Genomic DNA, 16,587 nt, shown 5'->3' with positions numbered 1-16,587 from the left:
GCACACCTTATTTCTTATTTTTTAGTGGCACGTATACGGATAAATCAATCTTATCGTTCTTCAAATCAATATGGCGGGCCTTAACTTGCATCCCGTTAGCCAACTTAAATTCATTCAAGCGCAGAGTAATGCGACTCTTATGCGCATTTAAAACAACCCATTTAGGGAATTTATATTGTCGTTGGATGTAATTAAAAACAAATGACATCGGTACTTTCAACTGACCGACAGCCAATTGCTTAGCACGTAGTTGAATATCGCCGTTTTCAAGCACATAGGGTTTGAAAAAGAGGTTAAATTCGACCGGAAAGCCTAAAAATTTGAATTGCCCTGACAGAATCGCTTGTTGATCTAGGGTAAAGTTGTACTTCACCTTTGAATTCTCAAGGTAGTTTTCAAGGTAATAGGCGACCACGCTATTAATTTGCTTCTTGTGCATCTGAATATCAAAAGTACTGTCAGCTTTGATTATTTTTTCAGTCTGAACTTGCTTAGTTTGCGGTGCACTAACGTTATAGGCGATAAAACCGAGCGTACCAATCACTAGCGCTAGTAGAACAATAAAGCTATATTTCCAATAATTAATCGTTCGTTTAGGGCTAACTTGTTCCTTTTTTAAATCTTGTCTGCTTTGCATTAACTAACTTCCTTACTTGGTCCAATCTTTTTGGTGTGCATTCATCTGTTGCCAAAAAGCATTGGTGATGAGTTGATATCCTTTTTGATTAGGGTGGAAATGATCGTCGTCGCTAATATAAGGGTTGAGGTGCTCGTTTTCTGCAAGTGTTTTTTGCAGCTTACTACTGTCCATTTTAGCAAGCGATTTTGTTTGTTTCACATAATGGCCGTCACCATGCGTTAAAAGACGGTCGCTATTGATATAATAAGCCGACTCAAAGTCATTAGCAACTTCTTTGACTGTCTTATTCCACGCTGTCACGGCCTTTGACATCCCCGTAATCTCTGGGAAGTAAACGTAAAATGGATTATAGACCCCCATCACGAAAATTGGTGCCGTTGGATTTTGTTGGCGAATTTGTCTAAACAGCGTCATCAAATGCGTTTGGTAGGCCTTTTGCCCGGCTGTAATCTGTTTTTGATCTAAATCCAAAAAGTTATTTTGTAAGACCGCCATTAAATCATTGCCACCGACGGTCAGTGTGATGATGTCCGCCTTTTTTAAATTAGCTTGCAGTGTTGGTTGCGTGCGCACGCGTTTTTCGATCTGCACGCTGGTATCACCGGTGACACCATAGTTTTCGGTCGCGACAGGATGGCCCGTTTCAGTTTTAATTTTAGCGGCAATCCGCGAAACATAACCTTCTTTATTTTGCTCATCACCAACCCCGTGAGTCAACGAATCACCGACTGCTACTAAATGCAGTGTTTTTTTAACTTTCTTTGGTTGAACGACTTTCGTTTTCTGAACACTTTCTTGATGACTACGTACTTTCATTGGACGTGGTGTCAATAACTGCCAAACGATAAAGACGACGAGTAATACCCCGGCAAATATCCCTAGGTCGATCAACAATTGTCGTATTTTTTTCATATCTGGCATCCTCATATCTCTTTAGATAATAGTTAAGGCTGGGACAAATAAATGTCAACCAGCCTTAGTCATAAACTTCTTAGTTTTCAGTATAATACATCACTGCAAAAGCACCGGCGCCCGCGTGGGTTGCAATGACTGGATCAGTGGTTCGTACTAAAATTTCGATTGCTGGAAAGGCTGCTTGTAATTGCGCCTTGATTTTTTCACTGAGTTCCAAACCATCGGCGTGTGAAATACCGATTGCTTTAACATTTTTTAACTTTCTGAGATCATCGTCCATTTCATCAATGAACTTCGTAATAGTCTTCATACCGCGACCTTTACGGAGCACCTTGAGCTCACTGTCAGCGACTTCAAGGATCACTTTGATGTTTAATAAACTTGAAATCACACCGGCTGCATGGCTTAAACGGCCACCTTTAACAAGGTTGGTTAAGTCTGTGACACCCATGTATAGTTTCGTATTATCGTGAACTGCTTGAATGGCTGCTAAGGCATCTTCTAATGAACCGCCCGCTTCAATCACTTCCGCTGCTTTTAAAACTTGGAAAGCCATTGCACGATCTGTAAAATCACTATCAATAACAGTGACGTCAGCTTTAGCCATTTCGCCAGCTTGACGCGCTGTATCAACTGTCCCGCTAATCGCACGTAACATATGAATTGATAGAATTTGACTACCGTCAGCCGCTAGTTGTTCGTATGTTTCGATAAAATTACCAATGGCTGGTTGACTCGTCTTAGGAAGCGCGCTAGCACTAGCCATTTCAGTCATAAATTGATCACGTGTGATTGTTTCACCATCAATATAGACGGTATTGTCAATCATGATGGTCAACGGAATCACCGTAATATGATGTTGTTTAATTTCTTCTGGTGTTAATTGAATTGATGAATCCGTTACGATTTTAATATTAGCCACTACTACTTCAGCCACACTTTCTATCTCGAAACAGGCCCATATGCGGACCGCTATTTCTATGATTATATCTATAAGACAGTATATCAAACTACGCCCATTTTTTCAGCAAAAGTTACTGAGAAAAAATGACAGTCTAATTAAAAAGGATTACGTCGTTCGTTTTTAAACGAATAACGTAATCCTTTTTAACAACGTTTATTTCTAATATCAACAGCCACTAATCTTTGCGTCAACTGCAAGTACAAACAGAGTAGCTGCTAATAAATCCGCACTACCGCCTGGCGAAATATGGTGTTCTTGGCAGTATTGAATCAGCGCCGTAAAACTAGCATTGGGGAGTGCGTTTTGACCAGCCTGCATGGCTAGTTGTTGCATCTTAATAAGCGTTTGTTGATCACTACGGTGTAACACGCAAGTATCCGCGACTGATCCCATTAACGTCAATAACATCTGAAGTTGGGCTTGTTGCGGCGTACTTGTTTGCCATTTTTGATAAGTCCGAACAGCTAACAAGATATGCGGATACCCTAAGACGGCTTCTTCATAAGCGCCATTTACACGATACCGCTTTTTTACAACGGCGCCGTGTGTAACATTTTGAGATGTATACCGTTCATCCGGGAATTGGGCTAATTGGCTAACTTTTTTTAAAACAGTGTCAATTTGCATAGACTGACGCATACTAATTTGGTGCGCATAAACGCTCACCAAGAGACCCATCACCCAAATAGCACCCTTATGCGTATTAACCCCACCAGTTGCTTCAAACATAGCTTGTTCAGCGGATCGACCAATCTGTGCGATTGTCTCTCGCAATGTCTGATCGACAGGATGACACCAAGCAGCCTGTGCCATTTGTTCAAAAAAAGGCGTCAAAGCCCGTGCCGACTTGATAAATAAAGGCGCGTCCATATCCGTATGCGCACCTTTATCGCGCGCATCAACTAAACCAGGTTTGGGACTCAACTGAACCTCGTCGACTAAAGCTTGCTCAACTAAACAAGCCAATTGTTTAGTCATCATTTGTTGTGTCTTATTATTTATCAAAGTCTAAACACTCCTTAACTAAATTGCTTTTTAATCCCTGACCATCCTAAATGAAGGAGCCAGCTGAGCATAAATGCAACGGTCGCCGTACTCAAGTATGCGACCACAATCATCGTCCCCATTGGTAATCGTAACCAAGTTGACTTAAAGACTAGTAATAAGGCTTGGAAAACAAAAACATTGGCTAAATACGTCCGATAAGCATAAACTGCTAGCCATTTGAACAAGGGTAACTTAGGTGATTGATTAACAATCATTCTTGAGGCAAACGTAAAGACCGTCAGAATAATAATCAAACTGTATAAGCTTTGCAAGGTATTCAAATAAGGCGCGTGGCCAAAGTTAACATCGCCAGGATAAGCTAATAAGGCGCGTACTGATAAACCACCAACGACTAAGCCAATCGGGAGTAATGCAAAACGAATCCGATTTAACTGCTCAAAAATTACTTCATGATAGATAAAACCGGCAACGCCATAAATCCCATAAATTAGGAAACTAAAGACAAATCGGTCTAATAAATACCAGCTTTCAGCTAATGGACCGTTTAAAACCTGCATACCATAAAAGAGATACCATCCGATATAAAGAACAGTGGCTCCTATGAGTACCGGCCCAACGAGTTTACGATTAGCAAAAATACGATAGCCCAACCAAATAAAGAACGGCATCAATAATTGAATCTGTAACATCATGACCGTATACCATAGATGCGGTGCACCATCACCTGTGATAACTTTCAATAAAAAGGTCCCCATATTAGTGTATGGTGTTTTTTGTTGCACACCTGGGAAAATCAATAAATAAGCGACTGTCCATAGTAAGTATGGTACAACAAGTTCAAAAAATTTATCCTTTAAAAATTCAAAATAAGATGTTTTCTCACTGGTTTTAACCATATTGTAGACAATAGCAAAAATAAACATCGGTGCTGTGTATTTAGCAAATACATAAAGTGTTCCAACAAAAGCCGCCGTCGTCTGATTGTGACAATTAGCCAATGCAAAACTCAATATAGTTTGTAACATAACCGCCGTCACGGCTGATACTTTTTGAAAATCACTAACGTTTATTTTAGTCTTCTGATCTTCGAACATTTTTTCCACCCTCATTTATGACCAAAGTTCTTTGGTTAATAGCGGGCCTGCATCGGTTTTTAATAAAATCTTTTTAGCCGGTGTTCGCAAATATTCCTTTAATGCAAAACCACCCTTGGCGGTTATCACTTGCGTATCAAACTGTTCGAAAAAAGAATGATTGGCAGCAATTACCGTAAGCGGTAACTCTGCCGGCGCGTTAGCATATAGCAATAAATCAAAATCACTCGTCGGCTTAATGGCGCTAATGCCAGATGATAATTCAAACCCTAAGCTGCCACCAACACCCCATTTGAACCCTGATAATATTTTTCTAGCAGCATGATATTGCGCATAAGCCGGAAATTGTGCGACTTCACTAACTCTGAAAGATTCACGCGTCGTGATTTCCCAGGGATGAATAACAGCTTGAATTGCATCAGCAGGAATTTCGAGAGCAAACCGCTGATTCCGAGCTACTCCGCGAAGGCCGACTGGTACGAGATCTGACTGACTAGCAATTCCCCGACGAATAACGCCGAAAACCTGTTTAGTCAGTGCTAATTGGGCCACTAAAGCTGGTTGTTGAATAATTTCACAATCAAAGCGAACAATATCATGTGCAGATTTCATTTAATTAAGCATCCCATTCTTCATCCATTTTTGCTTGGACCTTATTAGTTTCAACACGGCCCATTTTGACAGCAATGTCATTTGTGTAACGGTTCGTCAACATCGTATCACTCGTGTGACGAACGTCTTCAATGGCATCATTAACGGCTTCAATCACAGTTGCAACGTTATCAGTCGTCGTTGTTTGATCTGTCACACCATCTAAGAAACGATACAAGGCACCTAATTTATTATAATTACGGATATCGTAGGCAATTGAAGGTACTTTTTCTGCTGCTGCTTCAATTTCAGCAATTGATCGTTTAGTAATTCGGCTAGCACTTGCTTTAGACATCGCTTGAACAGTAATTGCGTCGCTGTTTAAAGCAATTAACCGGCTAGATTGTAACCCATGTGCTAAGAAAGCACCTGAAATAGCATTACCAACGACCACCCCAATTACTGGGTGCCCTGCTTGCCGTAATTTGGCATAAGCCGCTGCACTATTTGCTAGCGCCACATGAATACCAATTAATTCTTCGTTATAACCGTAAGCTTGACTAGGGACATCAATGACGACAACGATTGGTCGTTTAACGGTCTTATTTTGATCTTCTTCATAGATGTGATTTAAGATTTGTGCCATCCGGAAGCCTTCTACCAAGCCAACTTCGCCATCTCGTACACGGTACATTGGATTTTTACCATCTGGTACAATCGTCGTTACAACAGCATCTTCACTAAAACAATCTGAATCACCGTAATAAACAGTACTAATTGTTGAACTTGGATTCTTTAAACCAGTTAGCGCTTGGAACCAGTCGTACCCAACACTGGCTGTTGCCGGTGTTGCTTGTTCAGTAATCACAGGTAGTTCAACTGCTTGTGTTTGGTGTTTGGCAAGTACTTGATTATAGTCTTCAATGGCCATTGGTTTTGAAAGATCGAGCTCAGCCAATAATGACAAGTAAAAGTCCGCATTTTCACTACGGTGGCTATCTTTGCGTTCAACCATTGCAGCGACAATTGCATCCTTAATATTTTCGACACTATCAGTCACCAATTCATCAATAATTTGAGCTTCAACGCGTTGACGGGCACCAATTGTATTCCAAATTAAATCTTTGTCGCTGGAATCAAACTCACGGACGCCGGCTTCTTGTTCGATTACTTCTGGGCCATTCAAGCCAACCCGCGCTTTTTTAGTCGTAATTAAATAACTCATTAAAGCTGAAGTAATGGACATCCCACCAAATGAACCAACTCGCCCAGGAACAACCCCAATGACAGGGACGTACTTTTTAAGTGCCACGATTAAGTTGCCAATTTCAGAAATTGAAAGTAGACCATAGTTGGCTTCTTGTAGCCGCACGCCACCAGTATCTAACACGATAATTGGGAAAATTTCATTACCATTTTGATTTTCAGTCAAGGCATGTGTTAGTGCAGCGATAATCTTTGCACCTGAAACTTCGCCAATTCCACCACCTTGGAAACTGCCTTCCATTGCGATTACGACAACTTCTTTATTACCAATCGTCCCACGTGACACGATAATGCCATCATCACTTTCTGGGACAATTCCTTGAGCAATCAAGTTAGGAGCTGTCATTTGGTCAAAAGGACCAACTAATTCGCGACCAGTGGGTGTGTCTAATAAAGCATTCACCCGTTCGCGTGCCTTTAATTCTACAAAACTATTTTTCATCAGCTAGTTCCTCCATTGCTTGTGTTAATCGGAGATAAACGACACCCGGTGTTGCACCGAAGTCATTAATCACAATGTCGGCTGAAATTGGATAACGATCAAAGAAACGTGTTAATACATTTCCCCATACCTCATCAAAACCGTCACTACCGGTACAGACTTTAACTGTTGATTCAGCTTTATTGGTTGGAAACATTAAAATTTCCAAATCCCCTGATCCAACGACCCCGACATGCACTCGTTTATTAATGGGTTGGCTTGTTTGATATTGATAAGCTAATTGTTCCATGATAATCTCCCTTTCCTATGACCAAGTTCTGAACTTCATTGGTGGTTGATATAGGCCATCTGACCATTCAACCAAATCATCAATTGTTTGCGCTGCTAATAATGAACGTTTTGCATCGCTTCGTTTGATACCCAAGTCTTCAGGCAGTTTTACAATCCCAGCTTGTCGTAATTGATCCAATGATTCTTTAGTACTTGTCATGCCAAGTGGTGTTACGCCACCGATTGCAGCAATTGCGGCTTGACGCTGTTCTTTGCTAGTTGCCTTGTAAAGATAGGCAATCCCTTCTTCCGTCACAATATGCGTTGTATCTTCGCTATAAATCATAACGGGGGCGTTTGCTAGGCTTGCTTGTTCTTGAACGGCGAGTGCGTCTAATGTTTCAACAAAAACTGGTTTCTTATTAGAACCGTATGTTTCGACCATTTGGACGACTAGTTTTTGGCCTTTGCCTAAAGGATTTTCTTCATCGCGTAATGATTGCCATGCCGGTGTTGAATGACGACGACCACCAGGATTGTGCCCCATGTTAGGTGCGCCACCAAAACCAGATAGCCGACCTTTGGTAACAGTTGAAGAATTACCATCATAATCTAGTTGCAGTGTTGAACCGATAAACATATCAACCGCATATTGCCCAGCCACTTGGCCTAAGACCCGGTTACTGCGCATGGTGCCATCTTGGCCTACGAAGAAAATATCAGGACGGGCAGCAATATATTTTTCCATCCCAACTTCGCCACCAAAACTATGGATACTTTCAACCCAACCAGATTCAATCGCTGGAATAATTGTTGGATGTGGATTTAAAGCCCAATTTTTAGCAATTTTACCCTTAAGGCCTAATGATTCACCGTAGGTTGGTAAGAGAAGTTCAATGGCAGCTGTGTTAAAACCAATCCCATGATTAAGTGATTGGACACCATGTTCTGCATAAATCCCTTTAATCGCCATCATTGCCATTAGAATCTGAAGTTCCGTAATATTTTGTGGATCACGGGTAAAGAGCGCTTCTAATTCATAAGGTTTGTCCGCTGGAACAACAACATCCACCCAGCCAGCAGGAATATCAATCCGTGGTAATTCATCAACGACTTCATTGACTTGAACGATCACAATCCCGTCTTTAAAAGCGGCTGCTTCAACAATCGTTGGTGTTTCTTCGGTATTAAAGCCGGTATATAAATTACCAGCTTTATCAGCCTTATCTGCAGCAACCAATACGACATTAGGAATTAAATCAATGAATAAGCGACCATATAGTTCTAGATAAGTATGAATATCGCCTAACTTCATTTTGCCGTCTTCGATCATTTGCGCAACACGAACACTTTGTGCACCTGCATATGAAAAATCAATTTTTGAAGCAATTTGGCGTTCAAAGATATTCAAATGTTCAGGACGTGAAATACTCGACATAATCATGTGTAAATTGTTTACTTTTTCAGGGTTAACTTGTTCTAAACTTTGTGACAAGAAACTGGCTTGCTTTTGATTATCGCCTTCTAAAACGACCTTATCACCAGGGGCAATTAAGGCCTCTAGAACTGTGATAATTTGGTCTGTTTCGACATACTTACCAGTCATTAACTGACTGATTTTCGCTAATCGTTGTGCTTTTTGAACTCGTTTCGTGTCCCAATTGCGTTGTGGTTTTTCCATCTAGTTCATCTCCATTTTCGATATAGAAACGTTGTATCATCAATGCCGTGTTGACTAATATTAATCGTCCGGATTAACTGCTCTCCAAAATTAGCATGAATCAACTTTGTTAACGTATTGCCTGGCGGAAATTCAATCGTCAGATCCATTCCCATTTCCTTAGCAACGGCCATCATTTGTCGCCATTGTACAGGTTGTTCAATATTAGCCAATAAATCCTGACGAATCGCTTCTGCATCCTGTGTGAGCCGACCATCCGTATTCTTTAAGTACGGACAAGTCGCCGGTTGCAATGTCAATTGGTTAATATAAGGCGTTAATTTTTCAACGGTTGCTTGCATCAACTTACAATGTGATGGCACCGGAACCTTCAGTAACTTAGCAGTTTGTGCTTGTCGCTGCTTAGCTACCGCCAAAGTCTTCTCAAGGCCAATTATGGCACCCGAGATTGTATGCTGCATTGGGCAGTTCTCGTTTGAAAGATAGACCGGATAAGCAGGATCAAATGTTTCTTGAACTACTTGAGCCGCCTCATCCCGGGTCAATCCAACAATAACGCCCATCGCATAAGCGCTTGGATAAGCAGCCTTCATTAATACTGCTCGTTGATAAACCAACCACACAGCATCATCAAACGATAACGTTTGACAAGCGACAGCAGCGGCAAAAGCCCCCAACGAATGTCCAGCAACCAAGTCCGGCACGATCTCATTCTTTTGGATTTCGTCTAAAGCAAATAATGCCTTCACTAACAACGCCAATTGAATAAAGACGGTATCCTCATAATTCTGAGGGACATCAATTAATTGATAGCCCGTCACTTTAGCGACCCGCTCAAGGTATTCAGCGGGGATATCTTGTAACATACCAACTTGTTGACTACCTTGCCCTGGAAATAAAAATGCTGTACTCATTAAATCTCCTCCTTTCGCAATTACCGATTACTCTTTAATCTTAAGGGAGTTCTGTTATAATAAAAAATACTTAAAAAATGGAGAACGATAACTAATAGGTATCAATTAAGGTGGTCAATAATGAAATTAATTCATTTACAATACTTTAAAAAGGTCTTTGAAACTCAAAATATTACACAGGCAGCCAAGGCACTCTATATTTCGCAGCCGGCACTTAGCCGCGCCATTAAACATCTAGAATCTGAGTTAGGGGTAACACTGTTTTATCACACCGGTCGTAATATTGAAGCAACCCCATATGCCCATACCTTCTACCCCTACGTTACCAAGACACTAGCCATTCTTGATGACGGATTTCGCGCAGTTACTGCCTTAAATAAGGAGATTATCACCTCAGTGACGCTTTGTTTAGAAGTTGCCTCTGTGTCAGTGCCAAACCTAATTCGAATTTTTTCAGAAAAACATCCTGATATTAAATTAACAATTATCCAACATCATCTCCCAGAAAATATTAATGAATCGGTTTTATTTATTACATCGGATTCAAAGCCGGATTTAAATAATGTCCCGATTATAAAAGAGCCCGTCTTAGTCGCTATCCCGAAATCACATCCATTAGCTCACAAAGCAATTTTGCAAACAAGTGATATTGAACAAACACCCATTATTATGTTGAGTCCCAGCAACGCTTTTCGTAATACGATTGATATGGCGCTTGAAGCTAATCATATTCACCCTAAAATTAGTTCAACAACGGATGATCCTGGCACATTGCGCTCCATCATTAATCAGGGGTTAGGAATCACCTTCTTCCCGCAAATTTCTTGGTCATATCGAGCTAACGATCACTTCGTCCTCAAAGAAATTGCGGACATCTCAATTGAACGAACTATCTATCTTTCTTCAACACTGCGAAAAGATCACCCGCTTGTTGAAACAATTGTGACGACACTCCGAGAATGGTTCATCTGCCACAATTAAAAAAGGAACGGTTACTATCAATCAATGATAGTAACCGTTCCTTTTTGTTGTTTATTCAGTTATTCTTTGATAAATCTCAAAGGTATGCGGGTATTGATTACGTTCATCAACCGTCCCTGCTTGTTGCGAAATTAATTTAAATTGCGTGTAGTCAATTGTTGGCATATAAACATCACCTTGGAACTTGTCGGCAATCTTCGTAACGTATAAATAGTCGACATCAGCCGCAAAAAGTTTAAAGATATCAGCACCGCCGATAATGAATAATTTTTGCGTGGGATGTTCTTTTTGATAATCAAGCAGTTGTGTACGCTCATTAAAAACTAAAACGTCTTTAGCAACTGTCAAACCGCTTTGGCGTGTAATCACGATGTTTTGTCGGCCGGGTAACGGCTTTTTAGGCAAGCTGTCATACGTTTTGCGCCCCATAATGACTGCTTCGTTAATCGTTTCGCGTTTAAAATTGGCTAGATCATTGGGTAAGCGCCAAGGTAAATGCCCATCTTGACCGATTAAGCCATTTTGATCTTCAGCCCATAAAAATGCTATCATCTGCTACCTCCTATACCGCAACGGGTGCTTTAATTGCGGGCTCTGATTCATAATTTTCCACTTTAATATCAGCAACATCAAAATCAAAGATACTCTGCTTGTCTGGATTTAACCACAATTTAGGGGCAGCATGCATTGGCCGTGCCAATTGGGTCTTCACTTGGGTCACGTGGTTACTGTAAATATGCGCATCCCCCAGCGTATGGATGAATTCACCGACTTCAAGCCCCGTTTCATGGGCAATCAAATGCGTTAATAACGCATAGCTGGCGATGTTAAACGGCACACCGAGGAAGACATCCCCACTTCGTTGATAGAGTTGACATGAAAGCTTACCATCGTTGACGTAAAATTGGAACATGGTATGACAAGGTGGTAAAGCCATACTAGGCACATCTTCTGGATTCCAAGCAGACACAATTAAGCGGCGTGAATCAGGATTCGTTTTAATCATTTCGATGACATTTTTAATTTGATCAATGGTTTCGCCGGAACGTGTTTGCCAAGCGCGCCATTGCTTACCGTAAATATCCCCTAATTCGCCATATTGTTTCGCAAATGCTTCGTCGGCTAAGATTCGCTCGTTAAATAGGCGCATTTGTTCTTGATAAACGGTTTTGAAATCAGCATCATCTTGGGCCCGATGACTGAAATCGGTCATGTCAGGACCGGTGTAATCAGTACTTTTAACGAAGCGTTCAAATGCCCACTCATCCCAAATATGATTATTATGTTGTAATAAATAACGAATATTGGAATCTCCCTTTAAGAACCACAAGAGTTCACTCTTGATTAAACCAAAAGGTACCTTCTTAGTTGTCAATAAAGGGAATCCTTCTTGTAAATTAAAACGCATTTGGTAGCCAAAAAGGCTATAAGTACCGGTATTAGTCCGATCTTCCTTGTAGTGACCCTCTTCTAAGATTGTCCGTGCTAAATCGAGGTATACTTGTTCTGACATGGTAAACTCCCTTTTTGATAGTTGTGGTAACGTGCTTTTCAAGCTAACTTTCTGTGCTTAGCTTCGTGCACCAAATAATCGATACCGTCGGTTATTCGCCCCACTGTGCTAATGCTCAAAAATTGACCAAGCTTGAACGCACTTCTTTTCTTAACGTGCTTTTTGAAACTGACTCCTGCGCCTAACCATATTTGTCAAATCAGCGATTGCATCGCTAATCCGCCAAATCCAGTTAATGCTTAGAGTCAAACCGTTTCAAACGCACTTCTCTTCTTAACGTGCTTTTCAACCCATATTCCTGTGCCTAGCGCCATAAGTCAAACGATTCCTTCCAGTAATCATTCGCCTTATTATGCTAGTGCTCGGAACATAACCGGTTTGAACGCACTTCTCTTCTTTAACGTGCTTTTCAGCCCATACTTCTGCGGCTAGCCACGTCCCGCAAATGCCCGACTTTGTCGGCCATTCACTGGACTTCGCTAGTCCTCAAAGTATAACCGGGCTGAACGCACTTCTTTAGTCTGCGTATTCGCTTAGATAATCCCAGCGCGCCATTTTTTCATCTAGTTCTTGGTTTAAACGGTCTAACTCAGCTTGCCATTCGGCTAATTTACCGTAATCAGCACCATTTTGATTCATCTCAGTCTTGATTGTTTCGATTTGTTCATCTAGTTTTTCAAGATCTGTTTCAATATGGGCGTATTCCTTTTGTTCGTTATACGTTAACTTATGTTTAGCGGCTGGTTCCTTAACCGTTTCGACAGTGACTTCAGGTGTGGGCTTAGGTGCTGCAGCCTTTGTTGTCGCTGTTTTTTGTTTAGCCAAGTAGTCACTAAACAAGCCGACTTCTGTCGTAATATTGCCGTGACCATCGAGTACTAATAATTTATCGGCAACTTGATCTAGGAAATACCGGTCATGAGAAACGGTAATGACGGTCCCGTTAAAGTTTTCAAGATAGTTTTCAAGAATCGTCAATGTTCCGATATCAAGGTCATTAGTTGGTTCGTCCAATAATAAAACGTTTGGTTGTTGCATCAATAATTTTAAGAGATACAACCGGCGTTTTTCGCCACCAGATAATTTCTTAATTAACGTCCCATGTGTTGACCGATCAAAGAGGAACTGTTCCAATAATTGTGTGACACTAATCCGGTCCCCATTTTTACCGACGACTTCTTCACCGGCTTCTTGGAGGTAGGCAATCACCCGTTTATCAAGATCTAAATCTTCATTTTGTTGCGTATAATAGCCCAAATTGACCGTCTCACCGACGACCAGTTCACCACTATCTAGCGGAATTCGTTCAGCTAAAACATTTAGTAGTGAAGACTTACCAGCACCGTTCACCCCGGTAATCCCAATTCGATCATTGGCTTGCACTAACAAGCTGAAATCTTTCAAGATAGGATGAGCATCAAGCGTTAGGTTAGCATCTTTAAGTTCCAAAACCTTCTTCCCTAAACGTGATTGCCCCATTTGAATATCAACTTCGGCAGTATCTGGTCCAGTTGTCAAATTGCCCTTCAAATCGTTAAACCGATTGATTCGTGCTTGTTGTTTTGTCGTTCGGGCTTTAGCCCCGGCTCGCATCCACGTCAATTCTTGCTTATAGAGTTGTTGTTGTTTGTGGGCGGCTTGTTGTTCGCGTTCAAGCCGGTCTGCTTTTTGTGTTAAGAATTGTTCGTAGTTCCCGGTATACGTATAGAGTTGACCGGCGTCCAATTCAAAAATTTGATTTGCGACCCGATCCAAGAAATAGCGATCATGCGTCACGATTAAAAGTGCGCCCTTATATTGTGCTAAGCGTTTTTCTAACCATTCGATAGAATCAAAATCAAGGTGGTTAGTCGGTTCGTCTAAGATTAATAAATCGGGGCTTTCAATCAAGGCTTGTGCCAAACCAACCCGTTTTTGTTGGCCCCCTGAGAGCGTATTAATCGGTTGATCTAAATCGGTTAAATGCAATTGCGTCAAGATCGTTTTGATATCGGTATCCACGGTCCAAGCATCTTGTTGCGTCATCTGCGCATCAGCTTGTTCATATTGCGTTTGTAACTTAGGATTCGTTGGATCAGCCGTATAAGCTGCCAAGACCCGTTCATAATTCTGAATCGTTTTAAACACCGGATTTTGGCCGGCAAAAATAGCGGCCATGATACTCAAATTAGTATCAAAAACCGGTTTTTGTGCTAAATAACTCATTGCGTATTGATTAGGGGTTTCAATCTGGCCGCTATCATAAGAGTCAGTGCCTGTTAACGCGTTTAATAACGTCGTCTTCCCAGTCCCGTTAATCCCAACGAGGCCAATTCGATCACCTTCGCGAATTAAAAATGAGATATCTTTAAAGAGCGTTTTTTCGCCATAAGTCTTCGTTAAGTTCGTCGCTGTTAATGTTTGCAATATTTTTCACCTTTTACTTTCATTCTCTCAATCATAGCGAATAATCCGGCGGGTGACAATTAAGAATCACTAAAAAAACCGATTCATAATCGAATCGGTTTTAATGCAGTCATTAAATTTCAGGATATTCATCGGCAATTGAGCTTGTAGCATCAATGACGATGTATAAATGACCATTTTTTTGTGAGATTTGGCTGGTTTGATAAATGTTATCTAAACCGCTTGTATCCTTATTCTTGAATGGGAAGTAAATTTGAAGTGGTTTTTTATCTTGTTCGTCTTCAAAGATAAGGTCTAACTTCTCAATATCTTGATACTTCGTTGCGCGACCAAACATCCCCATCTCAAGCGAGCCAGTATTAATGTCTTCACTCTTAACATGATCAGCTTCTGGTAAGATTTCAGCTTTAAAACTCTTACATGGATGAATTTCTTGCATTGGACCACCGTTAATTCGGCCATAGCTGGTTGTTACCCGGCTAATCCAAATATCGTTCAATTCCTTGTGGTTGATTGTCCATGCGTCACCATTTCTAAAATACAATTTCAATTCTTTAAAAACGTGTTGTGCCATCAATGTCACCCTTTCTGAATGTGCTTACATGCTTATTTTAACACAAGTCTTGAAAAAGTGGTTCATTTTTATTTAGCAGCCTTTAGTAACGCTTCCGTGTCATTTGGTAACTCGTCTAGGACCACTTTCCGTTCTAAAATAGCCAGCGTTTTGCCTAAAATCGGCCCTGGTTGGAAGCCATTTTGCATCAATATTTGACCGTTAATCGCTAAATCGGCTTTTTGCTTAATTTGTAACCGATCATAGCGTTCTAACCAGTCGGCAGTCGGAATTGTCGCAGTCGTCACCAATTGTGCAATTTGCAGACTAATCACTAACACCGCTTGACCAGCTTGATAAAGGTCCCATTGGTCGGCAGTTGCCGTCAATAGTTTAGGGAGTAAGACTAAGCCGGCTTTAACCGCATCAATCACATCATTAGCACTCTTCCAATGCTTCAAAAAACGTCCAGCCTGTGCGGGTGTTTGCCCGAGTAAATAGGTCACCACTAACCAAACCGCACTTTCATCATGCAATTGTACCGTTGGCAAGGCCGTCAATTGTTCCAAAGCCGGTAATTGATCTGCCAAATCTGGACAATACCGATATAAGCCCGTGTCAATAAACGTCCGTAACCCATTTTGCCGTTCAATCCCTTGCATCAACTTCATAAATTCAACGTGAATGCGTTCAACCGCAATTTTTTCAAGCAAGGCAGCGTGTTTTTCAATCGCGGCTTGCGTGGTTTCAGTCACTGAAAAACCGAGTTGGCTCTCAAACCGAACTGCCCGCATCATCCGTAGTGCATCTTCATGGAAGCGTTCATCGGCGACACCGACCGCACGAATTTTATGCGCCTTCAAATCAGCAATGCCGTCGAAAAGATCGATGATTTCACCATCTGCGCGCATCGCTAAGGCGTTAATGGTAAAGTCACGTCGCTTCAAATCCTCTTCCAACGAGCGGACAAACGTTACTGAATCAGGCCGCCGGAAATCTTGGTACCCGGTTTCCGTTCTAAAAGTTGTTACTTCGTAGCCATTACCATGGTCTAAGATCATGACTGTGCCATGTTGAATCCCGGTATCGACGGTCCGCTTAAAAATTTGTTTGATTTCAGCTGGATAGGCAGATGTCGCAATGTCAACATCATGAATTGGTAAGCCCAATAAATTATCACGGACACTCCCCCCAACAAAGTAAGCCTCAAAACCAGCTGCTTCAATTTGTTCTAGGATTGGCAGTGCTTCTGCAAATTCGGGCGCAAAAGTCGTTAATTTCATTTATTCAACCTCTTATCTAATCACTATTGGTACATCATTTTATCCATTTATCATACCACAATCCTT

16 protein-coding genes are annotated in these 16,587 nt (G+C 41.2%); 1 reads left to right on the top strand and 15 read right to left on the bottom strand.

Features of this window, described 5'->3' with window-relative positions; translation table 11 throughout:
• Positions 1-7 precede the first annotated feature (7 nt).
• The 10 genes from ACPBEH_RS01460 to ACPBEH_RS01415 form a co-directional block, all read right to left on the bottom strand.
• Positions 8-637, bottom strand: a complete 630-nt coding sequence (locus tag ACPBEH_RS01460; RefSeq protein ID WP_424349448.1) for a YpmS family protein — start codon at positions 635-637, stop codon at positions 8-10.
• Between the two features lie 12 nt (positions 638-649).
• Entirely contained in the window at positions 650-1,552 is a 903-nt protein-coding gene (locus tag ACPBEH_RS01455) for an SGNH/GDSL hydrolase family protein (protein ID WP_025015769.1), read from the bottom strand.
• 79 nt (positions 1,553-1,631) lie between these two features.
• Positions 1,632-2,477: a DegV family protein gene (locus ACPBEH_RS01450; RefSeq protein WP_025015768.1), complete on the bottom strand. Its 846-nt coding sequence runs from the start codon at positions 2,475-2,477 to the stop codon at positions 1,632-1,634.
• 207 nt (positions 2,478-2,684) lie between these two features.
• A complete protein-coding gene (locus ACPBEH_RS01445; protein WP_424349447.1) occupies positions 2,685-3,524 on the bottom strand; it encodes a triphosphoribosyl-dephospho-CoA synthase MdcB in 840 nt (279 codons plus the stop codon).
• Between the two features lie 14 nt (positions 3,525-3,538).
• Entirely contained in the window at positions 3,539-4,621 is a 1,083-nt protein-coding gene (locus ACPBEH_RS01440; RefSeq protein ID WP_424349446.1) for an acyltransferase family protein, read from the bottom strand.
• Between the two features lie 15 nt (positions 4,622-4,636).
• Positions 4,637-5,233 (bottom strand): malonate decarboxylase holo-ACP synthase, encoded by a 597-nt coding sequence (locus ACPBEH_RS01435; protein WP_424349445.1) that lies wholly within the window; start codon positions 5,231-5,233, stop codon positions 4,637-4,639.
• A 4-nt stretch (positions 5,234-5,237) separates the two neighbouring features.
• Positions 5,238-6,920, bottom strand: coding sequence for a biotin-independent malonate decarboxylase subunit beta (gene mdcD / locus ACPBEH_RS01430; RefSeq protein WP_424349444.1), 1,683 nt, complete (start codon positions 6,918-6,920; stop codon positions 5,238-5,240).
• A complete protein-coding gene (locus tag ACPBEH_RS01425; RefSeq protein WP_016265156.1) occupies positions 6,910-7,209 on the bottom strand; it encodes a malonate decarboxylase subunit delta in 300 nt (99 codons plus the stop codon). The genes mdcD and ACPBEH_RS01425 overlap by 11 nt, the downstream gene beginning before the upstream one ends.
• Positions 7,210-7,224: 15 nt before the next feature.
• Complete coding sequence (mdcA, locus tag ACPBEH_RS01420) at positions 7,225-8,871, bottom strand: malonate decarboxylase subunit alpha (protein WP_254681578.1); 1,647 nt, start codon at positions 8,869-8,871, stop codon at positions 7,225-7,227.
• Between the two features lie 5 nt (positions 8,872-8,876).
• A complete protein-coding gene (locus tag ACPBEH_RS01415; protein WP_424349443.1) occupies positions 8,877-9,785 on the bottom strand; it encodes an ACP S-malonyltransferase in 909 nt (302 codons plus the stop codon).
• Positions 9,786-9,905: 120 nt separating this feature from the next.
• Between ACPBEH_RS01415 and ACPBEH_RS01410 the strand changes: the two genes are divergently transcribed.
• Complete coding sequence (locus ACPBEH_RS01410) at positions 9,906-10,766, top strand: LysR family transcriptional regulator (protein WP_112206234.1); 861 nt, start codon at positions 9,906-9,908, stop codon at positions 10,764-10,766.
• A 51-nt stretch (positions 10,767-10,817) separates the two neighbouring features.
• On the opposite strand, the gene ACPBEH_RS01405 is transcribed toward ACPBEH_RS01410, so the two are convergent.
• The 5 genes from ACPBEH_RS01405 to ACPBEH_RS01385 all read right to left on the bottom strand — a co-directional run bounded on the left by ACPBEH_RS01405 (position 10,818) and on the right by ACPBEH_RS01385 (position 16,521).
• Positions 10,818-11,318, bottom strand: coding sequence for a dihydrofolate reductase (locus tag ACPBEH_RS01405; RefSeq protein WP_016265160.1), 501 nt, complete (start codon positions 11,316-11,318; stop codon positions 10,818-10,820).
• Between the two features lie 10 nt (positions 11,319-11,328).
• On the bottom strand, positions 11,329-12,279 hold the full coding sequence (locus ACPBEH_RS01400) for a thymidylate synthase (RefSeq protein WP_424349442.1): 951 nt from the start codon (positions 12,277-12,279) through the stop codon (positions 11,329-11,331).
• A gap of 516 nt (positions 12,280-12,795) precedes the next feature.
• Positions 12,796-14,685: an ABC-F family ATP-binding cassette domain-containing protein gene (locus tag ACPBEH_RS01395; RefSeq protein WP_424349441.1), complete on the bottom strand. Its 1,890-nt coding sequence runs from the start codon at positions 14,683-14,685 to the stop codon at positions 12,796-12,798.
• A gap of 112 nt (positions 14,686-14,797) precedes the next feature.
• A complete protein-coding gene (locus ACPBEH_RS01390) occupies positions 14,798-15,259 on the bottom strand; it encodes a hypothetical protein (RefSeq protein WP_011374705.1) in 462 nt (153 codons plus the stop codon).
• 68 nt (positions 15,260-15,327) lie between these two features.
• Entirely contained in the window at positions 15,328-16,521 is a 1,194-nt protein-coding gene (locus tag ACPBEH_RS01385; RefSeq protein WP_424349440.1) for a CCA tRNA nucleotidyltransferase, read from the bottom strand.
• Between the last annotated feature and the right edge of the window lie 66 nt (positions 16,522-16,587).

The organism is Latilactobacillus parasakei (assembly GCF_049674265.1).
In the GTDB taxonomy this organism is placed as follows: Bacteria; Bacillota; Bacilli; order Lactobacillales; family Lactobacillaceae; genus Latilactobacillus; species Latilactobacillus sakei.
This window is presented reverse-complemented; position numbering and strand designations above follow the sequence as displayed.